We start from the raw sequence: 25,127 nt of genomic DNA on the forward strand, positions 1-25,127 counted from the left end.
CAACCCGGCGCATGCATGCCCGGACGCCGCAGCGCCCGGGGTGCATGCGTTCAGGCCGGTATCAGGCCAGTGCCTTGCCGAAGGTGGCAAGCAGGCGCGCCCAGGCGCGGTCGGACTGGGCGGCATCGTAGACCCGCGAGTCGGGCGGGCACCAGCCATGGGCCGCGGGGTAGACCTCCACCTCGGCCTGCAGCTTGGCGCCCTCGAACGCGGTGCGCAGGCTGGCCTTGGCCTCGGGGTCCTTGGTATCGTCGTTCTCGGCAATCGCAATCAGGTACTGCGCCTTGGTCTGCGCGACCAGCCGATGGGGGCTGTCAGCCGCTGGCGTCACCATGGCCGCGCCATGGAAGCTGGCCACCGCACCCACGCGGCCCGCCGCCACCAGGGCCGTGCGCACCGCAATCGGCCCACCCATGCAGTAGCCGGTGGTGCCCATCTTGCGCACCTTGTGCACCTCGGCCTGGGCATCGAGCCAGGCCACAAAGGCCTTGCCGTCGCTCAAGTGCATGGCGGGCGTCAGGGCCTGCATCAGCGGCATCACTTCGGCAATCGGCGTCTGGCCGCCCTGTGCTGCGGTAGGCGCCTTCTTCTGCCGGTAGAAAGGATTGACGACAAGCACGCTGTAGCCCGACTCTGCCAGGCGCTTGCCCATCTGCCGAAAAGCCGGGCGCAGGCCGAAGATGTCGGGCCACACCAGCACACCAGGGGCCGGGCCCGACGTCGGTGCGACGAAGTAGGCGTCGCAGCTTCCGTCTGGCGTGGTGATGGTCACGTCACGCTCGGCCACCGCTGCAGCGTTGGCCACCGCAGGCAAGGCGGTGAGCAAACCGGCCGACCCAGCCCACGCAGTGAAGTCGCGGCGGGTGTACTTGTGGAGATCGTCATTCGAATCGCACATGGTGGTCCAGCTCCTTTTCGGTCAAAACAGTTGCGGCAGGGCGTGCCATGGTACGTGACAAACAGGAATGCTGCAGGCTCTGTTGTGCGGTGCCTGGGCACATGGGCTGCATGCGCTTGCTCCCTTGTCTTGAGGGCGGCGCAAAGCACCCACAGCCTGCATGGCAAACGCGAAATTTGCCGATTCAAGGGCTGCGCTTACGATGGCTGCGAGGGAGTTTTCGAGCCATAAAGAATGACACCATGAGAGACCATCGCCACCCCGAAGGTCTGGCCCCTGCGCTGCCAGCCGCCTACGCAACGGGCGCTGCCACACCCGGCAGCACCGCCCGCGCAACCGATGCACCCCCACAGCGCCGCCGCAGCCGCGAAGAGCTGGCCGCCGCCCAGCAGCGTGCCCAGTCGCGCGTGCAGGGCCAGGTGCAAAAGCAAAAAGACCAGGAGCGCCGCGCACGGATGCGGCAGGCCCACCAGCGGCGCGAGCAACTGCTGCGCAACCCGCCTGCCGCACACCTGTTCGTGCCCTACGGGCTGGCCATGGTCTTCGTGGCCCTGCTCGTCTTCGTCTTTGGCGGTGCCCTCTTCGAGATGGCGCAGGGCGACCATTTCCTCGTCTCCGGTCACGCCACCCTGCGCGCCGCAACCCCCTGGCTGGTGCTGGCCGCGGCCCCGCTGTGGTACTGGGCACTGTGCCGCACCGAGGTGCTGGCGCCTTGGTGGGTGGCGCAGATGCCCACCTGGTTTGTGCGGCAGATGGTGGTGTATCCCTTCGCGGCGCTGCTGGGTGCTGCAGCGCTGGGCGCCGCCCCCTGGGGCTGGGCCGCGTACCTGGGCGAACTGGTGGGCAAACCTGCGCGCGTGGAGGCGCTCGTGGTGTCGGTGGAGGCGCCGCGCATTTCCAGCAGCTGCAACCAATACGCCCGCCTGGAGTTTCGCGGCAGCACGGGCAGGGTGTGCATGAACACCGCCGTGACGGGCGTGATGCAGCGCGCGGGCGATACCGTGGTGGTGGCCGGGCTGGTGTCGCGCTGGGGGTTGCATGTGGGAGCGGTGCATGCCAAGTGAGGCGCCTGGTGGCCCGCTCTGCACTGCCTCCGGGTGCATTCGTCTGCAGGAGGAGGTAGCCCATGGCACGACATGAACTCTCGCTTTCAATACAACAACCGAGACATGAGAAAAAACAACTGTCAAATTGACGGTGCTGCGCCGCTGCAGCGGGCGGCCAGCGATACCGAAGGGGGCGTGGCAGCCCTGGCAGAGGCGTCTGCTGCCCATCGCCAAGTCACCGGGAGGCCGCAAGCGGCTCTACCTGAAGCCGCGCGGTCACGGCGTGCAGTGGATCCCGAGGCGCTGGCTGCCAGGCTGCGACGTGCCGAGCAGCGGGTTCTTGGCGAGGTGCGACGAGAGATGGCGCAAGACGATCAGGTGCAGGCACAGGCGTTTCAGGAATTGCTGCACAAGGCCCGGCCGCAGCACGGCCAGAAGAGGCTGGGGCCTGCGAAGGTCTGGGTGCCAGCTGCAGTTGCCGTTTTCTTTGTGTTCGGCGGCGTGGCGCTGGAGATGGTGTTCGGATCGGGTTTCATATTCCTCGGCAGTGGCGCGTTGTACTCCGCCATGCCCTGGTTGCTGGGCATCCTGTTGGCTCTGTTCGCCTGGGGCGTGTATCGCCTGGAGCGGTCAACGGGTTTTTTGGAAGCGGATGTGCCCACCTGGTCCATTCGTTGGCTGATCATGTACCCGTTCGTGGTTCTGTTGTGCGCAAGCGCCGTGTTCGGTGCTCCGTGGGGCTGGGCTGCATTCCTGGGATGGAGCACCGGCGTCCCCGTGCGAGAGCAGATTCGTGTCGTCTGGATCGAGACTCCTAGGGACTCTGACAACTGCGGCCAATCGGCCCGTGTCGAGTTCCGCGGGTCCACCGCGCGGATTTGCGTGGAAGGTCTGATGGAAGGCGCTGCGCCGCGCGCAGGTGACACGGTCGGCGTATCGGGGCTGATTTCTTCCTACGGACTGCTGGTGACAACGATCCATACAAGATGAATTCGCCTCCACACATCCGCGATGGCGGCGAGTGCGCGCAGCTCCTTACGAGCGAGCTGCCCAGGCAGGTCGGTACCGGGGCAGACGGTGCCATCGACCGGTTGGGGCCGGAGGTCGCGGCCGTGCTGCGCGAAGGCATGGCGCTTGAGCGCAAAGGCAACCTGGATGCCGAGGCCACCGCGCGCATCGAGGCACGGTTGGAGGCGATTCTGCAGGCTCAGATGCGCGCCGCGCAGGTGGCGCTGGAGGCGCTGGAGGCGCCATCGCCGGTTGAACGCAAGGCTGCAGTCGATGGCGTTGATCGCATGCACCGGGTGAGATCTGTGGCGCGCTGGATTCCCTTTGGAGTGTTTGTTGCCGTCCTCGCTGGGCTGGTACTGGAGATGACTATCGGGCAGGGGTTCATCTGGTTCGGTGGTGCAACCTATGAGCCACTGGCCCTGAAGCTGTTCCTGGCCTTGCTGCCTGTGTTTGCTGTGTTGATTTATCGCCCCGAGCGGTCTACCCATTCCCTACGTGGCCGCTACCTGACCTTGCTCGCGCGGTGGCTAGTCATGTATCCCTTCGCAGTACTGGCCAGTGCGGGCCTGGTGGCCTTTGCGCCATGGGGATGGGCTGCTGCGCTGGGATGGGCCTGGGGTGCATCTTCACGTGTTGAGGTGCGCGTTGTTTCGGTGGATGCGCCGTCGCCCAGGTCGCGTGGCTGCGATCAATATGCCCAACTGGAATTCAAGGGCGCCATGGCCAGCATCTGCCTGGAAGGACGCCTTGGCAAGCAGGCGCCGGTCTCTGGCGAGACGGTAGTGGTGTATGGGCGCGTGTCCCGGCTGGGCCTGTATGTGGAGAGCATCCACAGGCAGTGAAAGCGTTGCTACGGCACGTAGACCATCTGCACCTGGAAGGCGAAGCCGGCTTCCGTCTCCGTGACGCGCGCGCCCAGCACCAGGTCGCTGCGGCCTTCCTCCTGCGTCCACAGATCGACCAGCACGTCCCAATGCGCGCCGCACCAGATGCACACCGAAGACTCCCAGGTGCCCGGCGGCAAGGCCACCAGGGTGGCGCCATAGTCGCTGATGTAGTCGCGTATCTGCGCTGCGGTGTCGTCCGGGATTTCGGCAACCCCTGGCACGCCCGCCTTCAGGGCATGGTCGCCCCGCACGAGGGCATCCACGATGCGGCAGAAAACCGGCCGCCAGGCCGTGGGGATGGGGCGCTGGCCCGAGCCGTCCTGAACAGCGGGCACGTCGGTGTGGGGGTTGCGGTCGTCGTTCATGGGTTGCCTCTGCGCGTCAGTATGCCGCGTCCATGGTCGCTCTGGCCGATGTACTTGGCATGTTTGGCGCTTCGGTTGCCGCCCGATTGCGCCCCAACGCGGTCCTCTGCGAGAGAGTAGGCAGGTTCCAGGCAGGACGCGCGGCCGTTCCACTGCTCCTGCGTGTAGCCCTTGCGCGTGGCGGGCTGAGGGTGCTCCCCGCATCGCATTGCTGCACCCCATGCACGGCTTAACTGCACCCAACTCAATTGCTGGCGCGGGCGCGCATGCCTACGCTTGCTGGGTCTTCAACCGAATGAATGAACAAAACAGGAAAGCCCGCATGGCACAACAGCAGCACCAAGTCGTCCTCCACGCAACCGGCGCCCCCGAGGTGATGCGCCTTGAACCCGTCGAAGCCCAGACCCCCGGCCCGGGAGAGGTCTGCCTCACCCAGGCCGCCATCGGCGTGAACCCATTGGACGTGAGCCAGCGCAAGGGCGCGGTGCGCATCCCCTTGCCTTCGGGCCTGGGGCTCGAAGGGGCGGGCACGGTGGCGGCCATCGGCGCGGGTGTCAGCAACGTGGCCGTGGGCGACCGCGTGGCCTATGCTGGCTGTGCACAACTGCCTGGGTTTCACAGGCCTGCGGTCCTACCCCGAATGGCGCCTGACGCGCGATGGCGTGACCGAGGCCGTGCAGATCCGCGGCACCCTCATCAGCAACGACAACGAGGCCCTGCTGGCCGCCGCGCGGCTGGGCCTGGGCATCATGGCCGCGGGCGATTGGCTGGTGGGCCCCGACATTGCTGCCGGCCACCTGGTGCCGGTGCTGGAGCCCTGGGGCCTCAACGCGCATGCGGGCATCTACCTGGTGCGGCCCTCGGGGCGGTTCAGCACGGCGGCCATGGCGGCGTTCAAGGCGTGGGTGGTGGGGCAGTTCGCGCAGGGCGCGCCCTGGCGGCTGTGAATTCCCATGGGCAACACCTTCTAACACCCAGGCCAGGGCGCGTCGGCAATACTCGGCTGCATGAAAGCATTCTTCCTGGCCCTGGTGGCGCTGGCCGCATCGCTGGCCGCAGCAGCGCAGCCTGCCCCCGGCCCGCGCGAGAAGCCCATCGAAGCCCGGGGCCCGCTGGGGCCGCTCAAGGGCACGCTGCTGGCGCCCGCGAAGGCCGGCGCGTCCGTGGTGTTGATCGTGCCCGGCTCGGGCCCCACCGACCGCGATGGCAACAACCCCATGGGCGTGAATGCCGCCACCTACAGGCTGCTGGCGCAGGACCTGGCGGCCCGGGGCATTGCCACGGTGCGCATCGACAAGCGCGGCATGTTCGGCAGTGCCAAGGCGGTGGCCGACGCCAACGCCGTCACCATAACCGACTATGTGGCCGACGTGCACAGCTGGGTGGGTGCCATCCGCCGCAGCACCGGTGTGCCCTGCGTGTGGGTGCTGGGCCACAGCGAGGGCGGACTGGTTGCGCTGGCCGCTGCGCAGAGCGGCAGTGAGGTGCAGGGCATCTGCGGCCTGCTGCTGGTGGCCACGCCCGGCCGGCCCCTGGGCCATGTGCTGCGCGACCAGCTGCGCGCCAACCCGGCAAACGCCCCTGTCCTGGAGCAGGCGCTGGCCGCGGTTACCCGGCTGGAGGGCGGTGGCCGAGTGGACCCGGCCAGCCTGCACCCTGCCTTGCAGCCCTTGTTCAACGAGGCGGTGCAGGGCTTTCTGATCAGCGCCTTTGCGCTGGACCCGGCCAGGCTCGCCGCCGCCACCAAAATGCCGGTGCTGGTGCTGCAGGGTGAGCGCGACCTGCAGGTGGGCGTGGCGGACGCGCGCCTGCTGGCCCAGGCCAACCCTGCAGCCCAACTGGTGCTGCTGCCCGACACCAACCACGTGCTCAAGGCCGTGGTGACGGACGACCCCGCAGCGAACATGGCGACCTATGCCAACCCGGGCCAGCCGCTGGCGCCAGGGGTGGTGGATGCCATCGTGCGGTTTGTGGCACAGGGCAAGCCAAGGCCGTGAGGTGACCCGCCTGGTGCGGCGCGGGGAGCGCCGCTCTGTCTATGCCCGTGCCTTCTCGTGGTGCTGGGCCAGATGCACCCGGTCCTCCCGCGTCGAGAACACCACCGCAAACGCCATGCCCATCAGCGCGCCGAGCACCGTGTCGAGCACGCGCGCCAGCGGCATGCCGCTGCTCGCCGCAGGCGCTGCCAGCGAGGTCATGAGCAGGGCCATGGGCGTGACGAAGACCTGGCCCAGCGCGTAGTTGGCGCCGATCACCACCTCGGTGGCCAGCTGCAGCACGATCACGGCCAGCAGCAGTGGCCAGAACGAGGGGTGCTGCGCCAGGATCAGCCAGGCCAGGGCCGCGCCGGCCAGGGTGCCGATGGTGCGTTGCAGGGCGCGGTGCATGGCGGCATGCAGGGGGCCGCCCTGCAGCACGGCCATGGCGCCGATGGCGGCCCAGGCGGGGTGCTGCCAGCCGGCGGCCAGGGCCAGCAGGCCGGCGCTGGCAGTACACAGGGCGATGCGGGCAAAGGCCAGCCATGGCGCCTGCAGCGCGGGTGTGGCAGGCGGCGCTGCGGGGGCGGAGCGCAACCGGTCGGTGGCGCGGCAGACGGCAAGGGCCGTGGCGACACCGGCCAGGGTGAAGAGCACGCGGGCGCCAGCGGCCTGCCAGCCATCCACCGGCACCATGGCTGCGCAGCCCGCAAAGACAAAGATCACCGCGCCCGGCGGGCCCAGGCGCCAGCGGCCGGCCAGCCACGAGACTGCGCCGGCCAGCAGCCCCAGGCACAGCAGCAGGGCAGCCGGTGTTGCCCCCGCCAGGCCCAGCAGCGACATCAGCGCGACCGCGCCGACGAGCAGCACGCCCGCCCGCAGCACGGCAGGCATGCGCTGGCCCACGGGTGCAAAGCGCCCCAGCAGCGCCGCCAGCGCGCCCAGCGCCGCATAGCCCACCAGGTGCGCCCACGGCGACAGGTGCGTGGCCCCCGCAGCGATCAGCACCGCCAGCCCGGTCTGCAGGCCCACCACGGTCGCATTGCGCAGCGAGGGCAGGGGGGCGATGGCGCAGCTCTCGCGCAGGCGCGCCGGGGCCAGCAGGCGCGCGATGCTGGCCAGGCGCGAGCTGGCGGGGTTGGCGGATGATGAAGGCGTGGCGGTGTGCGGCATGGTGGTCATGCCTGTGCGGCGATGCGCGCTTCGATGCGCTCGAAGGCGCGCAGCATCGCCAGCGCGTCCTGCTCGCCGATGTCGGCCAGCAGCTCCGACTCGATGGCCTGCAACTGCTTGCGCAGGGCGGCCACCGTGCGCCGGCCGGCGGGCGTCAGGTGCACCAGCTTCACGCGGCGGTCCTCGGGGTGGGGGCGGCGCTCGATCAGCCCGCGCTCCACCAGGATGTCGAGCAGCCGCACCAGGCTGGAGCCATCAAGCCCCACGGCCGCCGCCAGCGCGCTCTGCGATACATCGTTGTCGCTCCCCAACTCGTGCAGGTGCATCAGCGGCGCCCAGGTGGCGTCGCTCAGGCCGCTGGCAGACAGCCGTGCGTCCAGCGCTTGACGCCAGCGGCGTGCCAGGCCCACCAGGCGGATGCCGATGCGGTGGCGTGGGTCGGTCAGGGCTTCTTTCATGGTGATTGATTTTACCACAATCATTTGAATTCAAATGATTGTGGTGCAATAGGGCGGGTTGCCGAGGGTGCAGGTACCTGTTGCCGTTCCACGAACCAGGGGATGGGAGCAGGGCCTGCTCTTGACCTATCATCTATCGAAGAAAAAGCCGTCCGAACAGGCACCCAGCCAAAGCCCATCCATGCCCTCTCTTTCGTCCCCCCCGGCCGCCACAACGGCGCATGCCTTCGTCCCCGAGACCCGCTTCGGCCTGTGGTTCCTGTCCACCGCGACCTGGCGCGTGCATGTGCTGCAGCGCGCACTCAACGACCTGCAGCGCCTGGCGCCCGACCTGCCCAAGGGCGGTGCCGTGCTGGACATCGGTACCGGCCTGGGCCATTCCATCCCGGAGCTGGCGGAGCGCTTTCGCCCCAGCCAGATCCATGCCCTCGATCCCGAGCCGGACTTTGCCGCGCGCAGCGCAGCGATGCGCCAGACGGTCAGCCCCCCTGTCACACTGCACCACGCGCATGCCGAGCACATCCCGCTGCCCGATGCATCGGTGGATCTGGTGCTGTGCCACCAGACCCTGCACCACATCGTGGACCAGCAGGCCGCGCTGGCCGAGATCTTTCGCGTGCTCAAGCCGGGCGGCCACCTGCTGCTGGCCGAAAGCACCCGCGCGTACATCCACAGCCTGGCCATCCGGCTGCTGTTTCGCCACCCCATGCATGTGCAGCGCAGCGCGACGGAGTTTTTGGCGATGCTGGGCGAAGCCGGCTTCGAGGTGAAGCCCGAGCACATCAGCATGCCCTACCTGTGGTGGAGCCGAAAGGACCTGGGCGCGCTGGAATGGATGGGCTTTGGCGTGCCCAAGGAGCGCGAGGAAACCCTGCTCAATGTGGTGGCGCGCAAGCCGGGTTGAGAGGCGACGCAGCCCTAACCAAGCGCCCTGATCACCGCCGCATGCGCCATCGCCAGCTCGGGCGAGGTGTGAAAGTGCCGCTGGTAGTGCCCTGAAAAATCCGCCTCGGCCGAATGCTCGAGCTTGAGCATCTCGCGCACGCGGCGTGCCACGACCTGGGGCGCCTCGGCGGCGTCGGCGTTGTCGGGCTCCAGGGCCTCGTCGAGCATCACGATGAGGCGGCTCAGCGGTTCCAGCCAGCGCATGGACTCTGCATACGCCATGACCTGCAGGAACTCGCCGGCCGACTGCCGGCCGTGGACTTTCTCATAGTCGCGCCGCTCCAGCTCGATCAGGTGGCGGTGCAGCGCCAGCAGCGCGGTGCGCAGGGCGGCGCATTGTTCGGGGGTGGCAGGAGTGGTCGTCATGGGCAGGCCGTTGGAAGAACAAAAAATCTCTGCCACATGATCGCACGCCCTGACGAGGCGGTCAGTCTTTCATCTTGGCAAAGTCCACCAGCTTGGCGTACTGCGCCATGTCGTCGCGCATTAGCGTGGCCAGGTCGGATTGGGGCGTGGGCAGCACCATGCCGGCGTCTTCGAGGCGGCGCCGCACAGTCGGGTCCTGCAGGGTGGCCTTGAGGCCCTGGGTGAGCTGCTGGGCCAGGGCGGGCGGCAGGTTGCGCGGTGCGGCCATGGCGAACCAGCCGACCAGGTCATAGCCCTTGAGCAGCGGGTGCTCGGCCAGCGCGGGCACGTGGGGCAGGGCCGGGCTGCGCGCGGCGCTGGTGATGGCCAGGGGCACCAGGCGCCCGCTCTGGATGAAGGGCAGGGCGGCGGTGGGCGAGAGCATCGCAAAGTCCAGCGTGCCTCCGGCCAGGTCGCTGGTGAGCGAGGCGGTGCCCCGGTACGGGATGTGCGTCATGAAGATGCCGGCGCGCTGCTTGATGAGCTCGCCCGCGAAGTGCAGCGTGGAGCCCACGCCCGAGCTGCCGTAGCTGAACTTGCCGGGGTTGCGCTTGGCCAGGTCGATGAACTCGGCCAGGGTCTTCACACCCGTCTTGGGGCCGGCCACCAGCAGCACCGGGGCGGTGGCGATGAGGCCGATGGGCGCCAGGTCCTTGAGCGGGTCGTACTTCTGCGCCGGGTTCACCAGGCCGGTGGCGGCCATCTCGTTGCTGGAGCCGACCAGCAGGGTGTAGCCGTCGGCCGGGCTGCTGACCACGCGCTGTGCGGCGATGGCGCCGGCAGCGCCGCCCTGGTTGTCCATGACCAGCGTGGCGCCGAGCCGGGGGCCCAGCGCGTCGCCGATGATGCGCGCGGCCTGGTCCACCGAGCCGCCTGGTGGGTAGCCAATGACGATCTTGACCGGCTTGGTGGGCCAGGCTGGCGCGCCCTGGGCCAGGGCGGCGGGCGCATGGCAGGCCCATGCCGCCGCAGCCACGGCGAGCCCGAGGGCGCATCGGCGCGTGCGCTGTGCGGCGAAGGAAGAGGTCAGGCGAAGGGTGGACATGTGCATGGTGGTGGTGTGTGCCGTGTGGAGGGTTGCGGGGAAGGGAGAGGCGGAGGCTCAGGATTGCGGCGCCAGAAAGCGCTCGGTCAGCTTGACCCAGTAGGTCGATGCCAGCGGCAGGCAGGCGTCATTGAAGTCGTAGCCGGGGTTGTGCACCATGCAGCCGCCGCTGCCATGCGTGTCGCCCACGCCGTTGCCCACGATGAGGTAGCTGCCGGGGCACTGCTCCAGCATGAAGGAGAAATCTTCGCTGCCGGTCAGGGGCTGCAGGTTGGGCATCAGGCCTTCCTCGCCCAGCCAGTCGAGCGCGACCTGGCGCGCGAAATCGGTGCTGGCCACGTCGTTCACCAGGGCCGGGTAGCGCCAGTGGTAGTCCACCTCGGCCTGCACGCCCAGCGTGGCGGCCTGGGCCTGCACCAGGGCGGTGATGCGCTCGCGCAGCATGGCGCGGATCTCGGGGCGGTAGGCGCGCACCGTCAGGCGCATGAGCACGCTGCCGGGGATCACGTTGGGCGCATCGCCGCCGTGGATGGCACCCACGGAGATGACGGCCATCTCCCGCGGGTCCACATTGCGCGAGACGATGGTCTGCAGTGCCAGCACGATGTGCGCGGCCGCCACCACCGGGTCGGCCGCCAGGTGCGGTGCCGAGCCGTGGCCGCCCCGGCCCTTGACGGTGATGGTGACCGAGTCGGACGAGGCCATGAACGGCCCGCCCATGAAGCCGAAGCTGCCCACCGGGTGGCCGGGCATGTTGTGCAGGGCATAGATGGCGTCGCACGGGAAGCGCTCGAACAGGCCATCCTCGATCATCTTGCGGCCCCCGCCCAGGCCCTCTTCGGCGGGCTGGAAGATCAGGTGCAGGGTGCCGTCGAAGCTGCGCTCCTTTGCCAGGTGGCGCGCCGCAGCCAGCAGGATGGCGGTGTGCCCGTCGTGCCCGCAGGCGTGCATCTTGCCCTGGTGCGTGCTGGCATAAGGCAGGCCGGTCTCCTCTTGGATGGGCAGGGCGTCCATGTCGGCGCGCAGGCCCAGCACGCGCGGGCTGCTGCCCAGGCGCAGCGTGCCTACCACGCCGGTGCCGCCCAGGCCCCGGTGCACCGTGTAGCCCCACTCGGCCAGGCGCGCGGCCACCAGGTCGCCGGTGGCGAATTCCTCGAACGCCAGCTCGGGGTGCGCATGGATGTGATGGCGCAGGGCCACCATCTCTGCCTCGATGGCGCGGATGCCGGGCAGCACGGGGTCGGCGGCGCAGGTGCCGCCGTGCGCGTGGGCCTGCTGGCGCGGTTGCTGTTGCTGTTCGTTGTCTCGTTCGGTGACCTGGTTCATGGCAGTTCTTCGTGTGGTGTGCGGTATGCAGGCAAAGTCTAGAAACCGCACCCTCCCGGCGGCAGACAGGGGCTGCCTTGCACCGCATGGCGGTGCTTGTCTTGCTGTTGTCACGGGGTTGTGCTGTGGCAGGGCTGCAAGGGCGGCCGGGGCCTGCGGGCACCCATAATGGCCACTATGAAATTGCACCAGATGCGCTACATCGCCGCGGTGGCTGCGCACGGCAGCATCCGCGCGGCGGCGCGTGCGCTGGGCGTGACGCAGGCGGCCGTCACCCAGGGCATGCGCGAGCTGGAGGCGGACTGCCAACTGGCGCTGTTCACCCGGCACAGCGGCGGCATTGGCCTCACGCCTGCCGGGCGCGACCTGGTGCAGCATGCCCAGCGCATCCTGGAGCAAATGCACCAGGCCGAACAGGACCTGGCCCGCCACCGGGATGCGGGCGCGCCGCAGCGCCTGTCCATCGGCATCACGCCCTGGGTGGCCCAGACCCTGCTGGCGCGCGTGCTGCCGCCGTTTCGCGCCGAGATGCCGCATGTGCAGCTGGAGCTGTTCGATGGCTTCTCGGCCCTGGCCTACCCCAAATTGCGCGAGGGCAGCCTGGACCTGATGATCGGCCGCATCGCCGCACCCGACGAGATGCTGGGCCTGCAGTCCACGCCGCTCTTTACCTACGAGGCCACGGTGATGGCCCGGGCCGGCCACCCGCGTGCGGGCGCATCGTCCATCCACGAGCTGCTGGGCGATGACTGGGTGCTCAACTTCGGCCCTGGCGGCGAAAGAGAATTGATGGACCAGCTCTTCACCCAGCACGGGGCCGCCGTGCCGCGCCACCACATCCACCTGGCCCAGTCGGCCTCGCTGATGCTGACCCTGGTGCAAAAGACCGACATGCTCACCTTCTGCCCCTGGCCGCTGGCCGAGACCGCGTCGCTGCGCGGCAGCATGGTGGCGCTGCAGTTGCGCGAGCAGTTCGCCCCGCGCACCGTGGGCATCATCCGCCGCAGCAACGAGATGCCGTCGCTGGCCGCACAGCGCTTTTTGGCGCACTTTGCCGAGCAGGTGCAGGCCAGCGTGCATTCCGACGATGCGGAGCTGCGGCGGGTGTTCTATTCGGTGGAAATGGCACAGGGGGCGGGCGCCGGGGGGTGATGGCGGACCTGGTTGCCAGCGCCGAGCCGGGCACACACGACGACGACAAGAGGGCGCCGATCCATGCAGGCAATTGCAAGAACCGCGGCCGTGGCCGCCATGGCGCTGTGCGCCGCTGCGGCCTTTGCCCCGCAGTCCCCGAACATGGAGGCCATGAACTGGGGCGTGTTCCTTGCAATCCCCGCCCTGGTGGCCGATGAGCTGCAAAAGCTTGCCAGGCTCCGTGCCGACGGCACCCTTACCGAGCAGGAATTCCAGACCCTCAAGGCCAGGCTGCTGGCCAAGTGAGCCCGGGCTGGTGCGCCGTGCTGGCCATTGATTCATTGCACCTCTCCCACCTGCCCCTATGATCCGGGGATGGCAGAAGTTTGCATTTTCCATCCCTCAGACCGTTGCACAGTGCTCTTGCAGGGCGCAGTGGATGGAGTGCTGCCAGCGCAAGAGAAGAGGGCGGAAACCTAGCCATGCCGTCCCCGGTGCCCCCTGTGGTGCCCAAGCGTCTCAGTACCTTTCCGACGTTGTGGGCGTTTCTGTTCAGCCGCAAGCGCTTCGCCGACATGGCGGCCGCGCATGACCTGGCCATCATCATCCAGCCCGCAGACCAGCTGGCGCGCTACAACGCGGGCGCATGGAGCACCGGCACCGAGCTGGAGGCCATGCGCCAGGCATCGCTCGCGCGCCTGCTGCGCACGCGCACCCAGTTCTGGCGTTCGGGCCTGGCCATCGTGGGCGTGTTCATGCTGCTGGTCATCATGTACTCGGGCCTGGGCCGGCCGCTGGAGCTGGTCTTTCCGGACGACATGGGCAAGGTCCTGGCCGCCCTGGGCGCCATCTTCGCCACCTGGGGCTCGGTGATCCAGCTCACGGGCGTGGAGTCCTGGTCCGGCGAAAGTGCCGATGAAAAGCTGCGCAGCATGCTGTTCCAGACCATGTTCGTGCTGGGCGGGGCGTTTGCGCTGATTGGGGTGCTGTGGTGAAGAGGCGACGGCGTGACGGCGCTTGAGGGTTCTTGCAAACAGCTGCCTTGCCGCTGTTCAGCGACCGAGCGCCCGCCCGGATGCCCCTTCGGTTTTTCCCATCGACATTGAGTGAGCGTTTTCTTGCAGATACTCTTCCAGTTCTTCTACGGCATCCATCCACTGCTGCCCATGGCCTATCTGCTGCTTTTGGCCACAGGGCTTCTGGCGCCAGCGCTCTACTGTGCCGCCAGAAAAATCCCTTACTCGATCACAGTGATCTGGAGCCGCTCCAAGGCCGGGGATCGCTGGGCCAAAGCGGTCGTGGCGGTCTATGCGTTGTTCGCGGCAGTGACGTTGCTCGCCCTGGTTGCAGAATTGCTGCGGCGATAGCCGAAGCGGTCGGGTCGGGTGTGGGCGGCGGAGCCGCACGCACCGATCCTGCACAGGCCTGTGCGCTCCAGACCGCCCCGCCCGCGATGCTGGCCGGTGCCACGGTCTCCACCGCCACCGACACACTGGCGGACCGGATAGGCCTGGACGCCCTGAGCACCCAGACATTCAAAGGCAACGCGCTGGAACGCCTGGGCAAGTCCGTGGGTATCCAGATGGCCGTGCAGGGAGGGACCGAGGCTGTGCAGCGTTTGCCTGAAGAGTTGGGCGCTGGCAGAGCGCCTTTCAGGGAATGAACTGGCGCCCAGTATGTGGATGACTTCGCAGCCGGCGCCCTGTTCGGTGCCCACGCTGGCACGGTGGGCGGCTTGCGCGGCGGTGAACCAACGGGAGCGTCGGTCCAGCCTGGAGCACACAGGGCCGATGTGCCACTGGTTGGGGAGCAGCACACCACGCCAACCCCACCAGTGCATGCCGAACAGGCTTCTGCATTGCCTGAGAACTACTTGCCCGTGCCTTCCGACCTGCCGCCTGATCGCGCCCTGGGCGGGGCCGAGCGCGCTAACCCGCCAGCGGCGCAAGGGGGCTCTGAGCTTGCGATGGTGAGCGAGCCTGCCGCGCACATGGCACAGCCAGCAATGGACTTTCGGGGGGGATGCAGCGCAAGCCGGGCAGGCGCAGGCGCTTGCCCCACCCCCGGCCGCCGCTATCCTGCAAGTGGACACACAGCCCACTGGTACGCTGGCCGTGACGGGGGATCCGGCGCTCATCCGCGACGCATTGCTGCAGGCGGGTATTGCTGCTGAGGATATCTTCCCAGGATCGCAAGGCGCTTTGGTTGCGCCCCGAAGTGCCGAGCGCGCCCAGGGTATCTTGTCGCCCCTTACGCAGGCTCAGTATGCCGGTTCAGGGCTCCAGGGGCCTGTCTTGCCGGTCGCATCCCCTGCTTTAACTCCTTCGCATCCGAGAATGGCTTTGTTGGATGGAGGCTCGCTGGCAGTAACGGGCGGTGATCCTGCCGAAATTGCGGATCAACTCCTTCGGGCTGGGATCGGAGAGGCTGAGCGGCTGCAAATTCCAGGAGGTGTGCTGGTGCCGCCAGCCAATGTCCAGAAAGTGCTGCAGATTTTCTCGGCGACCGGTGCAGGAAAGCTTGTTCCAGAGCGCCCTGGTTCTCACAATGGCGCGGAGGCATTCGATGGGCCACCTGCCTGGCCCATCCATGCATTGCCACCAGGGCCGGTTTTTGCGAATCGATTTCCCGATGACGCAAGGGAGTTTCGCGATGTGGCCGGCCTTGACGAGAGACCAAGCGTTGAGAATGCCTGCAAATGTTCTCTATGTGGTCAAGGAAAATGGTGCGTTGATCATGGCGCGCAAACCGCACGATCCGGGAGGTTTTGGCCATGTCGATCTGGCACGAGGAGAAAAGGTCATTGCCGCCGGTGAAGCCAAGGTGCTGTGGGGAACTGTCAAGTACATCGATAACGCGTCAGGCCATTACCTGCCCAACGCAGACGCAGCAGCGGGGGCCGCAGTCAAGGCCTTTAGAAACCATGGCTTTCAAGTTTCTGATGAAAGATACATCAACAAAATTTTTGACTTCAAGAGCAAGAAATGGGTGAAGAAATGAATGATCTCATCATCGAAAATTTCAATAAGTTATGTCAAAAATTCCGCTCCGTGAACTACGCTGAAACCGGCGAAGATGAGATGGAGTCTTTGTACGAGGAACTGCTGGGTTTTTTGCAGCGCAACGCTCAGCACCGCCAGCAGTTGGCGCAGCTCCTCATGGACGACATCCGTCGGCAGCGGTATGGCGGACGGCAGGGTGAGGTATGCTTTTCGGATACCGCCATAGGGTATTGCATGCGAGAGCTTCGTTGGCCGGAAATCCTGGCGTTTGCTCAGCAGGAGAATTCTGAATTCCACTCCAGAAAGATGTCGACTGCCTTGCATAGCATTTTGGAGGGCCTACGACGACGAATGGCCGGATGCTGTGTTTTTCCGTCGCTTCGGTGGCGGCAGGGATGCTTTGGGCGGTTGATTTTTCCGATTTGTGATCGCCCGATCTTGGAGTGTCGGGTGCCCAGGGGCAATTTCGTCTGCACCCGATAAACGCATGGAGGAATGCGATGGACCGCTACGCAGGCAAGCCGTTTCTGAGGCTTCTGGACAGCTATTTCCTGGATGTGATAGGGCAGTTGAGCGAGGAACAGGACGAGGCGCTGGCCGCCATGCAGCCCCGGCTGGCGCAGGTGTATGGCGACGAGGGGACGTTGCAGGACATGGTGGCCGCGCAGATGCAGTCCCGCCGAGCCTGGACGACCAGGTGCGCCGGTTCTGGGCAGGCTACCTGGAGCACTGCAAGGCCAACGGCATGCCTGCAGACCCCAACGAGTTTGTGGTCTCGTTCATCGACCAGAACTTTCCGGGGATCGAATAGACCCGCTCTGCGTGAACCATAGGCAGCCCGCTTCGAGCGGGCTTTTTTTCGCCTGTTTGTTGCCATGGTGTGCGGCATATATGCCACCCCTTCAGCGCGGTCGCCTCTTCGCGGACATTGCTTTCACGGGCGATGTGCCCGGTGTCAGCAACCACCACTGCCTCTGGCCCGCGCGGGCCATGCCGAAGAAGGATAGACCGCACCATGAACGCCACCGACAGCAGCAACAGCAACAGCAACCACTTCGCCTCCGCCGCCAGCCAGGAACCCGGCGAGGGCGCCGCCAGCGCGATGGATGCCGAGGACCAGATGGCACAGGCGCTGGATGCGCTGCGCCAGGAGCGTGCGGAAGCCGGTGGTGATGCCCAGGTGCAGGCGCCCACCGCCGCCATGCCGGCAGGCCCCGACGGGGGCATGCCCGCAGCAGCGGCGATGGGCGCCGAAGCCACAGGCACCGATGCAGCGCAGGCCCGTGCGCGCGCACCTGCATCCAGCGCCGCGCAGCACGCCGAAAGGGCCGGCAACCCCGACCCCGCCGAGCTGCTGCGCCGCACGCAGGAAGAGCTGCACAAGGCGCGCAGCGAAATGGGTCGCGTGGGCCAGCTCAACCGCTACCTGAACCAGGCGCGGGCCGAGCGCGACCGCCTGCTGCAGGAGAACGCCCAGCTCAAGGGCAGCGGCAAGGCCGCGCCGGGCGCTGCCGCGGATGGATCCGCCGCCGCTGCCCGGCTGGCCGAGCTGTCCCAGAAGGTGCAGCAGTTCCCCGAGCTGCATGGGCTGGTGGGCGCCGTGCAGCAGGCCCTGCAGGCCGTGGATGCGCAGGCCGCGACGGTGGCCGAGCAGACCGCCGCCCGCATGGTCGAGCCGCTGCACGGCCTGCGCGCCGAGCAGGAGCAGCGCGCGCAGGAGCAACGCAGCGCCGCCTACGAGGCCGCGATGCAGACCTTCCAATCCACCTACCCGAATGCCGTGGAGGTGGTGCGCAGCACGGATTTCAGCGCCTGGATCCACACCCAGCCGCAGCCCATTCAGGCGGCCTTCTACCAGGGGCAGGACCCGGGCGAGGCCATCGCGGTGATGGACGCCTACGACGCGCACCTGCGCCGCGCAGGCCGTGCGCCCATTGCCCACTACCCCCAGCAGCCGGCCGCCCAGCGCGCCAGCGCCAATGCCGCGCGGCTGCAGTCGGCGGCGGGCCTGCCCTCGCGCGCCAGCGGCGCCAAAGGCGGGCTTCCCCCTGAGGACGACTTCGAGGCGTCGCTGGACTTCTTTCGGCGCCAGCGCCTGACGCGCGCGGGCTGACGCAAGGCCCGACGCCCCCACGCGCTCCATAGACGGGCGCTGCGGCCACCTGCAGCGCACGGACACCTGTACCCAATTTTCCCGATGAGGAGCAATCGATATGACCGTTTACGGTGACATCACCCCCCGTACCGCCGCCTATGCGGTGGACAAGATGCTGGAGCGTGCCCAGCCCTCCCTGAACATGGCCAAGTTTGCCGTGGTGACTGCCGTGCCCAAGGGCAAGACCAAGGTCGTCAAGTGGCGCCGCTATGGCCGCCTGGCGCCCACCACCACGCCGCTGACCGAGGGCGTGACGCCGGTGCAGGGCAACATCACCAGCACCGACGTGTCGGCCAACCTGGAGCAGTATGGCCAGCGCGTGCAGATCACCGACGTGATCGCCGACACGCACGAAGACCCGGTGCTCAGCGAACTGAGCGCCTCGCTGGGCGAGACGGCAGGCCAGACGCAGGAGCTGATCCTGTACAACACCATCAAGGCCGGCACGCAAGTGCTGTACGCCAACGGCGTGGCGCGCAACACGGTGAACACGACCATGACGGCCAACGTGGCGCGCCGCGCCATCCGCCAGCTCAAGGCGCAGGACGCGCGGGCGCTGACCACCGTGCTCAACGCCACCGATGGCGTGGGCACGCTGCCCATCCCGCCGTGCTACGTGTGCTTCGTGCACCCCAACGTGGAGATGGACCTGCAGAACCCCGCGTTCTTCCCGGCCGGCTACACGCGCATCCAGAACTACGGCACCTTCAAGCCGCTGTGCGAGAACGAGATCGGCTCGTTCGAGAACATCCGCTTCGTCTCGTCCACGCTGTACGCGCCGCTGGTCAATGCCGGCAATGCCACGCTCAACGGCATGCTGGGCGGCACGGCGGTGGACGTGTACCAGTCGGTCATCGTCGGCAAGGAGGCCTATGCCACGGTGAACCTGTCGGCATCGGGCTCGGGCCTCACGCCCATCGTGGTCAACCCCAAGCCCAGCGACAGCGACCCCATGGGCCAGCGCGGGCATGTGGCTTTCAAGATGTGGTCGGCCGCAGCCATCCTGAACGACGCCTGGATGACGCGCATCGAGCACGGCGTGTCCGCCTGACCCTGGCATAGCAACCCCCGGGCCGGCACGCTGCCGGCCCCTTCTTTGGAAGGAACATCCCCATGGCAAAAGCACAACCCAAGGCCGCCGCATTGGCCGAACCCACCGCAGGCACCGACACCGACATCGACGTGGCCGTGCAGCAGCACGGCTTCTCGGGCCAGACCTGCGAGATCAAGCTCTTCAAGGGCGAGCTGCACGAGCCGCAGCAGCCGTTCTTCGGGCTCAACAACTACCAGATCCAGATCCAGCGCGAGCGCTGGGTGCGCGTGCCGGTGGAGATGGCCGACCACATCGAAGGCCTGGCCTACACGGTGCGCGAGGCCGACCCCGAGGAGCCCGAGAACATCGACAAGATGCGCTGGGTGGAAAAGCCCCGTTTCCCTCTCCAGCGCAAAAGCTGAGCGGGGAGGGCGCGCACCATGAACTTCCTGCAACTGGCCCGGGCCGTCAAGCGCGAGAGCGGCCTGTCGGGCGGCCCGCCGGCCTCGGCCACCACGGCCGGCGGCGACGATGCCCGCGTGTTCGAGTGGGTGAACTGGGCCTGGCGCGACATCGCGCTGGCGCACGAGTCCTGGCTGTTTCGCCGCGGCGAGGCGCTGGGCCAGGTGCCGGCCGGCGCCCTGCTGATGGTGCCCGAGGCTGCTGCCCCCGGCTTCGCCCTGGCCGACTTCGCCGCCTGGAAGCCCGCGGCCGACGGCTACCGTCCCAGCGCCTGGCGCGTGGCCGACGGGCAGGTGAGCGAGCATGCGCTGGCCTGGCTGGAGTACGAGGCGTTTCGCCAGCGCTTTCTGACCGGCGCGCACGCGCCGGGCGCGCTGCAGTGCTGGAGCATGGCGCCCGGTGGCGAGCTGCTGGTGGGCCCTACGCCCGATGCGGCGCACATGGTGCGCGCAGCCTACGTGAAGGACGTGGTGGACCTGGTGCTCGACGCCGACGAACCGGCCCTGCCGGCGCGCTTTCACAACCTCATCGGCTGGCGCGCGCTGCGCGAGTACGGCGGCTTCGACGCGGCCAGCGAGGTCTACCAGCGCGCCGAGCAGAACTACAGCATGGGCTTCTCGGCGCTGGCGCAATCGCAGTTGCCACGCCCAGGCTTTGGCGCGAGGCCCTTGGCATGAAGGGCGAGATGCGCATGCCTGCGCTCAAGACCCAGTACTTCCCGCTCGCCGGCGGGCTCGATGCCGAGTCGGCGCAGCTCACGCTGCGCCCCGGCATGGTGACGGGTGCGATCAACTACGAAAGCTCGGCGCTGGAAGGCTATGAGCGCATCGGCGGTTACGAGCGCTTCGATGGCCGGCCCCGGCCCAGCGATGCGGCCTACAAGTGCCTGCGCGCCGCCACCACCTTCACGGGCGTGGCCGTGGGGCAGACGGTGGTGGGCGCCACCTCGGGCGCCACGGCACTGGTGCTGTTGCTGCGCAGTGCGGCGCAGATGGTGGTGACCCGGCTCACAGGGGTGTTCGCCGTGGGCGAGGCGCTCACGGTAGCGGGCAGCCCGGTGGGCGTGTTCGATGGCGATGCTTCGGACATCGATGGCTTCGACGACAACGCCTTTGCGGCGCTGGCTGCCGACCACTACCGCGCTGCCATTGGTGCCGTGCCGGGCTCGGGGCCGCTGCGGGGCATCGCCGTATTGAACGGCGCGGTCTACGCCTGGCGCGACAACCTGGCGGCCACCGCCTGCAACATCTACAAAAGCGCGGCTACCGGCTGGGCGCTGGTGTTCCATTACTACGAGCTGGCCTTCACCGGTGGCAGCGGCGTGGAGCCGGCCGTGGGCGCCAACATCACCAAGGGCGCGGTGTCGGCGCTGGTCAAGCGCGTGGTGGTGGAGTCGGGCACCTGGCAGGCCGGCACGGCCCGGGGGCGCTTCATCGTCACGGCGCCCTCGGGCGGGCCGTTCACCGCGGGCGCCTTCACAGCCGGGGTGACGGCGGTGGCCGGTGGTGCCGAAGCGGCCATTGCCTTGCTGCCCGGCGGCCGGCTCGATGCCGTGGTCTACAACTTCAATGGCCGCGCCGGGCAGCAGCGCATCTACGGCGCCGATGGCGTGAACCGCGGCTTCGAGTTCGACGGCGAGGTGCTGGTGCCGCTGGCCACCGGCATGGCGGTGGACAAGCCGGTGCACTGCGTGGCGCACAAGAACCATTTGTTCTTCAGCTTCGAGGGCTCGGTGCAGCACAGCGCCGTGGGCGACCCCTGCCGCTGGTCCGCCGTGGTGGGCGCCGCCGAGATCGCCGCGGGCGACGTGGTCACGGGCTTCCAGGTGCTGCCGTCGGACGCCGAGGGCGGCGCGCTCATGGTGTTTGCCGCCGAGCGCACCTGGGTGCTGTACGGCAGCAGCAGCGCCGACTGGCGCTTCGTGAACTTTGCCGACGACGTGGGCGCCCAGCGCGGCAGCGTGCAGAACCTGGGCCGCGTGCTGGTGTTCGACACCCTGGGCGTGGCCGTGGTCAGCGCCACGCAGGCCTTCGGCAACTTCGAGCGGCTGCCGCTGTCCTCGCGCATCCAGCGGCTGCTCAAGGCGCGCCAGGTCACGGCCTCGGTGGTCAACCGGGCCGACAAGCGCATGCGCCTGTTCTTCGCCACGGGTGAGAGCCTGAGCGTCACGCCCATCCCCACGGCGGATGGCGGCAGTGCGCTGGCCTTCATGCCCATCGACTACGGCCGCACGGTGCGCTGCACCTGCGACGCGGTGGTGGGCGGCGAGCACCGCAACTTCTTCGGCAGCGACGACGGTTTCGTCTACGAGGCCGACCGGGGCCGCAGCTTCGATGGCGCGCAGATCCAGGCCTACCTGCGCCTGGCCTTCAACCACACCAAGAGCCCGATGGAGAAAAAGCGCTTTCGCCGCGTGGACCTGGAAAGCAAGAACCGCAGCGCCTGCCGCCTGCTGGTGCAAGGCGAGTACAGCCTGGGCAAGCCCGAGGTGGGCCTGACCGACGTGGTGGGCGTGCTGCAGAACGCCGGCGGCGCCTACTACAGCGTGAGCAACTACGGCCAGAGCTACTACAGCGTGCCGGCCAACACGCTCTCCAAGGTGCGCCTGGACGGCGTGGGCACCGACCTGAGCCTGAACATCGTGAGCACCGCGCGCGACGAGCTGCCGCACACCCTGCAGAGCGTATCAGTGGTGTACACGCCGCGGCGCCTGGACCGATAGCCAACCCAAGGAATCCCTCCCATGGCCAACACCTTCTACCACCGCGTCTTCAACCCGCTGCCCGGCCAGCGCGTGGACGAACAGGTCCTCAAGGACGAGTTCCAGCGCATCGAACTGGGCTTCGACGGCGTGGCCGGCCAGGCCGGGCAGCTCGCCACCGGCCTGGCCACCAAGGCCAACCTGGCTGGCGGCAACGCCTTCACGGGCGACCAGGCCATCGCCGGCCACCTGGCCGTGAGCGGCACGGTCAGCGCCGCCACGCCGCTGCCCCCGGGCGACAACAGCCAGGCCCTGGCCAGCACGAACTGGGTGCAGGCCTGGGTCAGCGCCCAGGCCGGCGGCACCCTGGGCCTGCCCGTGGCGCCCGTGCAGCCAACGCCGCTGGCGCTGTTCGTGATTGCCGGCGTGCACCAGTGGGCGCCGGTGCAGTCGCGCAGCAAGGTTTTCTTTCTTTCAGGAGCTTGATCGACATGGCCAACGGACGCCTTTTTGCACTGGACCTGGCTGCGGCCACGGCCACCACCCTCTACCAGTCGGCCACGCAGACCGCCACGCTCACGCTGTCGCTGGTCAACCGCAACACCTGGGCCGTGCTGGCGCGCGTGGCCCTGGCCGCTGCGGCCACCCCCACCGATGCCGAGTGGATCGAGTACGACGTGTACCTGCCGCCCTCGGGTGTGCTGGAGCGCACCGCCATCGTGGTCGGGCCGGGCCAGTACCTGGTGGCGCGCATGAGCGCGGCCGGGGTGTCGGCCGTGGGCTTCGGGTTCGAGGAGTAGGGCGGGCCGGGCTCTGCGGCGCCCTTGTCGCCTGGATGCAACGACGCGCCCCACCCGAACGGGTGGGCACTAAGCCTTAAACCGTTGTGACACCAAGCGCAACCCGCTTGAGGGTGGGTATTTGTGTGTTTTTGTAACGGTAAAACTGTCGCCGCAAAGGGGGATTCTGAGATAATTGCCCCGTGTGTGCCGTACACACACCAACCAATGAAATCAGGAGAGGGCCGTGCGCGCTGCGTTCGCCATTCGGGCGTGGGCTGCGATAGCACCGGGCCTGCAAAGTCAGGAGCAATGGCTGCAATGGGCCAAGGCCCCGGTGTGCCCCGTGGGGGACACGGCGGTCGAGCTGCCCCACGTGCCCGCCATGGCGCGGCGCCGCCTGGGCCACCTGGCGAAGATGGCCGTCTTCGTGGCCGACAGCGTGCTGCCGCCCGAAGAGGGCACTGACATTCCCGTGGTCTGGGCCTCGCGCTATGGCGATGCCGACAAGGCCCTGTCCCTGCTGCGCGCGCAGGCCCAGGGTGAACCCCTGTCGCCCACCGCCTTCGGCCTGTCGGTGCACAACGCCGTGGGGGCCCAGCACTCCATCCTGCGCGGCATGCGCGCCAATGCGGTCTGCGTCGCATCCTCGCACTGCGTGCCCGAGGCCGGCATCGTCGAGGCCGTGGGCCTCCTGAACGACGCGCAGCCCCCGGGCAGCGGGGTGCTGCTGGTCTGCTACGACGAGTTGCTGCCGCCCGACTATGCCGTTTTTCACGACGAGCCTGCGGCCGAATACGCCTGGGCCGCCTTGCTGGCACCCCTGCAGGCGGGCGAAGCCGGTTTCGTGCTGCAGGCCCTCGACGACGTTGCGCCGCAGGGCCAAGGCCAGGCCGGCACCTTGCCGCACGGGCTCGATGCGCTGCACTTTCTGCTGCAGGGCGAGCGGCAGCACCTGGTGCATGGCCATGCATCGGGCCAATGGATGTGGGAGCGCGTGCATGCTTGAAGCCATCAACCGCGCCTGGCGCATCGTGGCCACGGGTTTCTGTTTTTCCGTGTTCGGCCTGGGCGGCATCGTGCTGGGTATCGTGGTGTGCCCCGTGGCCATGCTCTTCGTGCGCGGTGCCGCGCGCCAGCAGCAGCTGTCGCAGACCATCATCCACCACTGCTTTCGCGGCTTCGTGGGGTTGATGAACTGGGTGGGCGTGATCTCCTACGAGGTGCACGGCGCCGAGCGCCTGCAGCGCCGGGGCCTGTTGATCCTGGCCAACCACCCCTCGCTGATCGACGTGGTGTTCCTGATCTCCTTCGTGCGCCATGCGGACTGCATCGTCAAGGCCGCGCTGGCGCGCAACCCCTTCACGCGCGGCCCGATCCGGGCGGCGGGCTTCATCACCAACGGCGATGGCGCCGGGCTGCTGGAAGACTGCGTGCGCTCGCTCAAGGACGGCAACAACCTCATCATCTTTCCTGAAGGCACGCGCACGCCTGTGCAGGGCGCCAACCGGCTGCAGCGCGGCGCCGCCCATGTGGCGGTGCGCGGGCGCATCGACATCACGCCCGTGCACATCCACAGCAGCCTGCCCATGCTGACCAAGGGCACGCCGTGGTGGAAGGTGCCCGTGCGCAAGCCGCACTTCACCATCGAAGTGCGGCCCGACATCGCGGTGGAAGAATTCTGTGACTCGGCCGCCAGCGACTCCCTGGCTGCGCGCCATGTGACCGAGCACCTGTCCGTACAACTTTTCAAGGGGCCTGCCAGTGCTTCAACTTGAGCAAGAAATCAAAGAAATCATCATCTCCTCGCTCGCGCTCGAAGACATCGCGCCCGAGGACATCGACCCGGCAGCGCCGCTGTTCGTCGAGGGCCTGGGCCTCGATTCCATCGACGCGCTGGAGCTCGGCCTGGCCCTGCAAAAGCGCTATGGCCTGAGCATGTCGGCCGACTCGGAGCAGACGCGCAAGCACTTTGGCAGCGTGCAGGCACTGGCCGCCTTCGTGGCCGCCAGCCGCACGCACTGAAGCAGGCGGCATTCACGGAAATCCAACATGAACAAAGAAGCCATCTACGAACGCATCGCCGCCATCCTGCAGGAGACGTTCGAAATCGACGCCGGGCGCATCACGCCCGAGGCCCGCCTGTACGACGACCTGGACATCGACAGCATCGATGCCGTGGACCTGATCGTGCAGCTCAAGCCCTGGGTGGGCAAGCGCCTGAACGCCGACGCCTTCAAGTCGGTGCGCACCGTGCAGGATGTGGTCGATGCGCTGCACCGGCTGGTGAACGACGCTGCCCCCGCCACCTGAGCGCACGGGCGAG

General features: G+C 67.9%; 31 protein-coding genes and 1 pseudogene. 25 read left to right on the forward strand and 7 right to left on the reverse strand.

Annotated features, from left to right (window positions below):
* Positions 1-61: 61 nt before the first annotated feature.
* The gene (locus tag U5N23_RS20250; protein ID WP_322594544.1) at positions 62-898 is read right to left on the reverse strand and encodes a dienelactone hydrolase family protein; all 837 of its coding nucleotides are present in this window, start codon (positions 896-898) and stop codon (positions 62-64) included.
* 242 nt (positions 899-1,140) lie between these two features.
* Here U5N23_RS20250 and U5N23_RS20255 point away from each other — a divergent pair, with 242 nt between their 5' ends.
* From U5N23_RS20255 to U5N23_RS20265, 3 genes are all read left to right on the forward strand, one after another.
* Positions 1,141-1,962 (forward strand): hypothetical protein, encoded by an 822-nt coding sequence (locus U5N23_RS20255; protein WP_322594545.1) that lies wholly within the window; start codon positions 1,141-1,143, stop codon positions 1,960-1,962.
* Between the two features lie 105 nt (positions 1,963-2,067).
* Positions 2,068-2,934, forward strand: coding sequence for a hypothetical protein (locus U5N23_RS20260; protein WP_322594546.1), 867 nt, complete (start codon positions 2,068-2,070; stop codon positions 2,932-2,934).
* The gene (locus tag U5N23_RS20265) at positions 2,931-3,797 is read left to right on the forward strand and encodes a hypothetical protein (protein WP_322594547.1); all 867 of its coding nucleotides are present in this window, start codon (positions 2,931-2,933) and stop codon (positions 3,795-3,797) included. Before U5N23_RS20260 ends, U5N23_RS20265 begins: the two co-directional genes overlap by 4 nt.
* A gap of 8 nt (positions 3,798-3,805) precedes the next feature.
* On the opposite strand, the gene U5N23_RS20270 is transcribed toward U5N23_RS20265, so the two are convergent.
* The gene (locus U5N23_RS20270) at positions 3,806-4,207 is read right to left on the reverse strand and encodes a hypothetical protein (RefSeq protein WP_322594548.1); all 402 of its coding nucleotides are present in this window, start codon (positions 4,205-4,207) and stop codon (positions 3,806-3,808) included.
* A gap of 376 nt (positions 4,208-4,583) precedes the next feature.
* Here U5N23_RS20270 and U5N23_RS20275 point away from each other — a divergent pair.
* The 3 genes and pseudogenes from U5N23_RS20275 to U5N23_RS20285 form a co-directional block, all read left to right on the forward strand.
* Positions 4,584-4,736 (forward strand): annotated as a pseudogene (locus U5N23_RS20275) (quinone oxidoreductase); the annotation flags it as partial.
* A 58-nt stretch (positions 4,737-4,794) separates the two neighbouring features.
* Positions 4,795-5,154: a LysR substrate-binding domain-containing protein gene (locus tag U5N23_RS20280; protein WP_322594549.1), complete on the forward strand. Its 360-nt coding sequence runs from the start codon at positions 4,795-4,797 to the stop codon at positions 5,152-5,154.
* Positions 5,155-5,214: 60 nt separating this feature from the next.
* Positions 5,215-6,204, forward strand: coding sequence for an alpha/beta hydrolase (locus tag U5N23_RS20285; protein ID WP_322594550.1), 990 nt, complete (start codon positions 5,215-5,217; stop codon positions 6,202-6,204).
* Between the two features lie 39 nt (positions 6,205-6,243).
* On the opposite strand, the gene U5N23_RS20290 is transcribed toward U5N23_RS20285, so the two are convergent.
* Both U5N23_RS20290 and U5N23_RS20295 read right to left on the reverse strand, forming a co-directional pair.
* The gene (locus U5N23_RS20290; protein ID WP_322594551.1) at positions 6,244-7,356 is read right to left on the reverse strand and encodes an FUSC family protein; all 1,113 of its coding nucleotides are present in this window, start codon (positions 7,354-7,356) and stop codon (positions 6,244-6,246) included.
* A gap of 5 nt (positions 7,357-7,361) precedes the next feature.
* Positions 7,362-7,814: a MarR family transcriptional regulator gene (locus U5N23_RS20295; RefSeq protein ID WP_322594552.1), complete on the reverse strand. Its 453-nt coding sequence runs from the start codon at positions 7,812-7,814 to the stop codon at positions 7,362-7,364.
* 181 nt (positions 7,815-7,995) lie between these two features.
* On the opposite strand from U5N23_RS20295, the gene U5N23_RS20300 reads away from it, so the two are divergent.
* Positions 7,996-8,718 (forward strand): class I SAM-dependent methyltransferase, encoded by a 723-nt coding sequence (locus tag U5N23_RS20300; protein ID WP_322594553.1) that lies wholly within the window; start codon positions 7,996-7,998, stop codon positions 8,716-8,718.
* Positions 8,719-8,732: 14 nt separating this feature from the next.
* On the opposite strand, the gene U5N23_RS20305 is transcribed toward U5N23_RS20300, so the two are convergent.
* The 3 genes from U5N23_RS20305 to U5N23_RS20315 all read right to left on the reverse strand — a co-directional run bounded on the left by U5N23_RS20305 (position 8,733) and on the right by U5N23_RS20315 (position 11,412).
* Complete coding sequence (locus tag U5N23_RS20305) at positions 8,733-9,125, reverse strand: hypothetical protein (RefSeq protein ID WP_322594554.1); 393 nt, start codon at positions 9,123-9,125, stop codon at positions 8,733-8,735.
* Between the two features lie 61 nt (positions 9,126-9,186).
* Positions 9,187-10,209 (reverse strand): Bug family tripartite tricarboxylate transporter substrate binding protein, encoded by a 1,023-nt coding sequence (locus U5N23_RS20310; protein WP_322594555.1) that lies wholly within the window; start codon positions 10,207-10,209, stop codon positions 9,187-9,189.
* Positions 10,210-10,266: 57 nt separating this feature from the next.
* Positions 10,267-11,412 carry a M20 aminoacylase family protein gene (locus U5N23_RS20315; RefSeq protein WP_322594592.1) on the reverse strand — a complete coding sequence of 382 codons (1,146 nt, stop codon included), beginning with the start codon at positions 11,410-11,412 and terminating at the stop codon, positions 10,267-10,269.
* A 300-nt stretch (positions 11,413-11,712) separates the two neighbouring features.
* Here U5N23_RS20315 and U5N23_RS20320 point away from each other — a divergent pair, with 300 nt between their 5' ends.
* From U5N23_RS20320 to U5N23_RS20405, 18 genes are all read left to right on the forward strand, one after another.
* A complete protein-coding gene (locus U5N23_RS20320) occupies positions 11,713-12,687 on the forward strand; it encodes a LysR family transcriptional regulator (protein WP_322594556.1) in 975 nt (324 codons plus the stop codon).
* 63 nt (positions 12,688-12,750) lie between these two features.
* Positions 12,751-12,975, forward strand: coding sequence for an SHOCT domain-containing protein (locus U5N23_RS20325; RefSeq protein WP_322594557.1), 225 nt, complete (start codon positions 12,751-12,753; stop codon positions 12,973-12,975).
* A 200-nt stretch (positions 12,976-13,175) separates the two neighbouring features.
* Complete coding sequence (locus U5N23_RS20330; protein ID WP_322594558.1) at positions 13,176-13,664, forward strand: hypothetical protein; 489 nt, start codon at positions 13,176-13,178, stop codon at positions 13,662-13,664.
* Between the two features lie 123 nt (positions 13,665-13,787).
* Positions 13,788-14,036, forward strand: coding sequence for a hypothetical protein (locus U5N23_RS20335; RefSeq protein WP_322594559.1), 249 nt, complete (start codon positions 13,788-13,790; stop codon positions 14,034-14,036).
* An 86-nt stretch (positions 14,037-14,122) separates the two neighbouring features.
* Complete coding sequence (locus U5N23_RS20340) at positions 14,123-14,332, forward strand: hypothetical protein (RefSeq protein ID WP_322594560.1); 210 nt, start codon at positions 14,123-14,125, stop codon at positions 14,330-14,332.
* A 926-nt stretch (positions 14,333-15,258) separates the two neighbouring features.
* The gene (locus U5N23_RS20345; RefSeq protein ID WP_322594561.1) at positions 15,259-15,669 is read left to right on the forward strand and encodes a hypothetical protein; all 411 of its coding nucleotides are present in this window, start codon (positions 15,259-15,261) and stop codon (positions 15,667-15,669) included.
* Positions 15,666-16,154, forward strand: coding sequence for a hypothetical protein (locus U5N23_RS20350; RefSeq protein ID WP_322594562.1), 489 nt, complete (start codon positions 15,666-15,668; stop codon positions 16,152-16,154). The genes U5N23_RS20345 and U5N23_RS20350 overlap by 4 nt, the downstream gene beginning before the upstream one ends.
* A gap of 532 nt (positions 16,155-16,686) precedes the next feature.
* Entirely contained in the window at positions 16,687-17,784 is a 1,098-nt protein-coding gene (locus tag U5N23_RS20355) for a hypothetical protein (protein WP_322594563.1), read from the forward strand.
* A 100-nt stretch (positions 17,785-17,884) separates the two neighbouring features.
* A complete protein-coding gene (locus tag U5N23_RS20360) occupies positions 17,885-18,877 on the forward strand; it encodes a N4-gp56 family major capsid protein (RefSeq protein WP_057203384.1) in 993 nt (330 codons plus the stop codon).
* Positions 18,878-18,939: 62 nt separating this feature from the next.
* Positions 18,940-19,281, forward strand: coding sequence for a hypothetical protein (locus U5N23_RS20365; protein WP_322594564.1), 342 nt, complete (start codon positions 18,940-18,942; stop codon positions 19,279-19,281).
* An 18-nt stretch (positions 19,282-19,299) separates the two neighbouring features.
* The gene (locus tag U5N23_RS20370) at positions 19,300-19,998 is read left to right on the forward strand and encodes a hypothetical protein (protein ID WP_322594565.1); all 699 of its coding nucleotides are present in this window, start codon (positions 19,300-19,302) and stop codon (positions 19,996-19,998) included.
* Positions 19,995-22,043, forward strand: coding sequence for a hypothetical protein (locus U5N23_RS20375; RefSeq protein WP_322594566.1), 2,049 nt, complete (start codon positions 19,995-19,997; stop codon positions 22,041-22,043). The genes U5N23_RS20370 and U5N23_RS20375 overlap by 4 nt, the downstream gene beginning before the upstream one ends.
* Before the next feature lie 21 nt (positions 22,044-22,064).
* Positions 22,065-22,508 (forward strand): hypothetical protein, encoded by a 444-nt coding sequence (locus U5N23_RS20380; protein WP_322594567.1) that lies wholly within the window; start codon positions 22,065-22,067, stop codon positions 22,506-22,508.
* Positions 22,509-22,513: 5 nt separating this feature from the next.
* Entirely contained in the window at positions 22,514-22,822 is a 309-nt protein-coding gene (locus U5N23_RS20385; protein ID WP_322594568.1) for a hypothetical protein, read from the forward strand.
* A 226-nt stretch (positions 22,823-23,048) separates the two neighbouring features.
* Positions 23,049-23,810, forward strand: a complete 762-nt coding sequence (locus U5N23_RS20390) for a beta-ketoacyl synthase chain length factor (protein WP_322594569.1) — start codon at positions 23,049-23,051, stop codon at positions 23,808-23,810.
* The gene (locus U5N23_RS20395) at positions 23,803-24,579 is read left to right on the forward strand and encodes a lysophospholipid acyltransferase family protein (protein WP_322594570.1); all 777 of its coding nucleotides are present in this window, start codon (positions 23,803-23,805) and stop codon (positions 24,577-24,579) included. Before U5N23_RS20390 ends, U5N23_RS20395 begins: the two co-directional genes overlap by 8 nt.
* Positions 24,566-24,826 carry a phosphopantetheine-binding protein gene (locus U5N23_RS20400; RefSeq protein WP_007855388.1) on the forward strand — a complete coding sequence of 87 codons (261 nt, stop codon included), beginning with the start codon at positions 24,566-24,568 and terminating at the stop codon, positions 24,824-24,826. The genes U5N23_RS20395 and U5N23_RS20400 overlap by 14 nt, the downstream gene beginning before the upstream one ends.
* A gap of 27 nt (positions 24,827-24,853) precedes the next feature.
* On the forward strand, positions 24,854-25,114 hold the full coding sequence (locus U5N23_RS20405; protein ID WP_322594571.1) for an acyl carrier protein: 261 nt from the start codon (positions 24,854-24,856) through the stop codon (positions 25,112-25,114).
* The last annotated feature ends 13 nt before the right edge of the window (positions 25,115-25,127 follow it).

Origin of the sequence: Acidovorax sp. (assembly GCF_034519795.1) — a bacterium.
Taxonomy (GTDB): Bacteria; Pseudomonadota; Gammaproteobacteria; order Burkholderiales; family Burkholderiaceae_C; genus Acidovorax.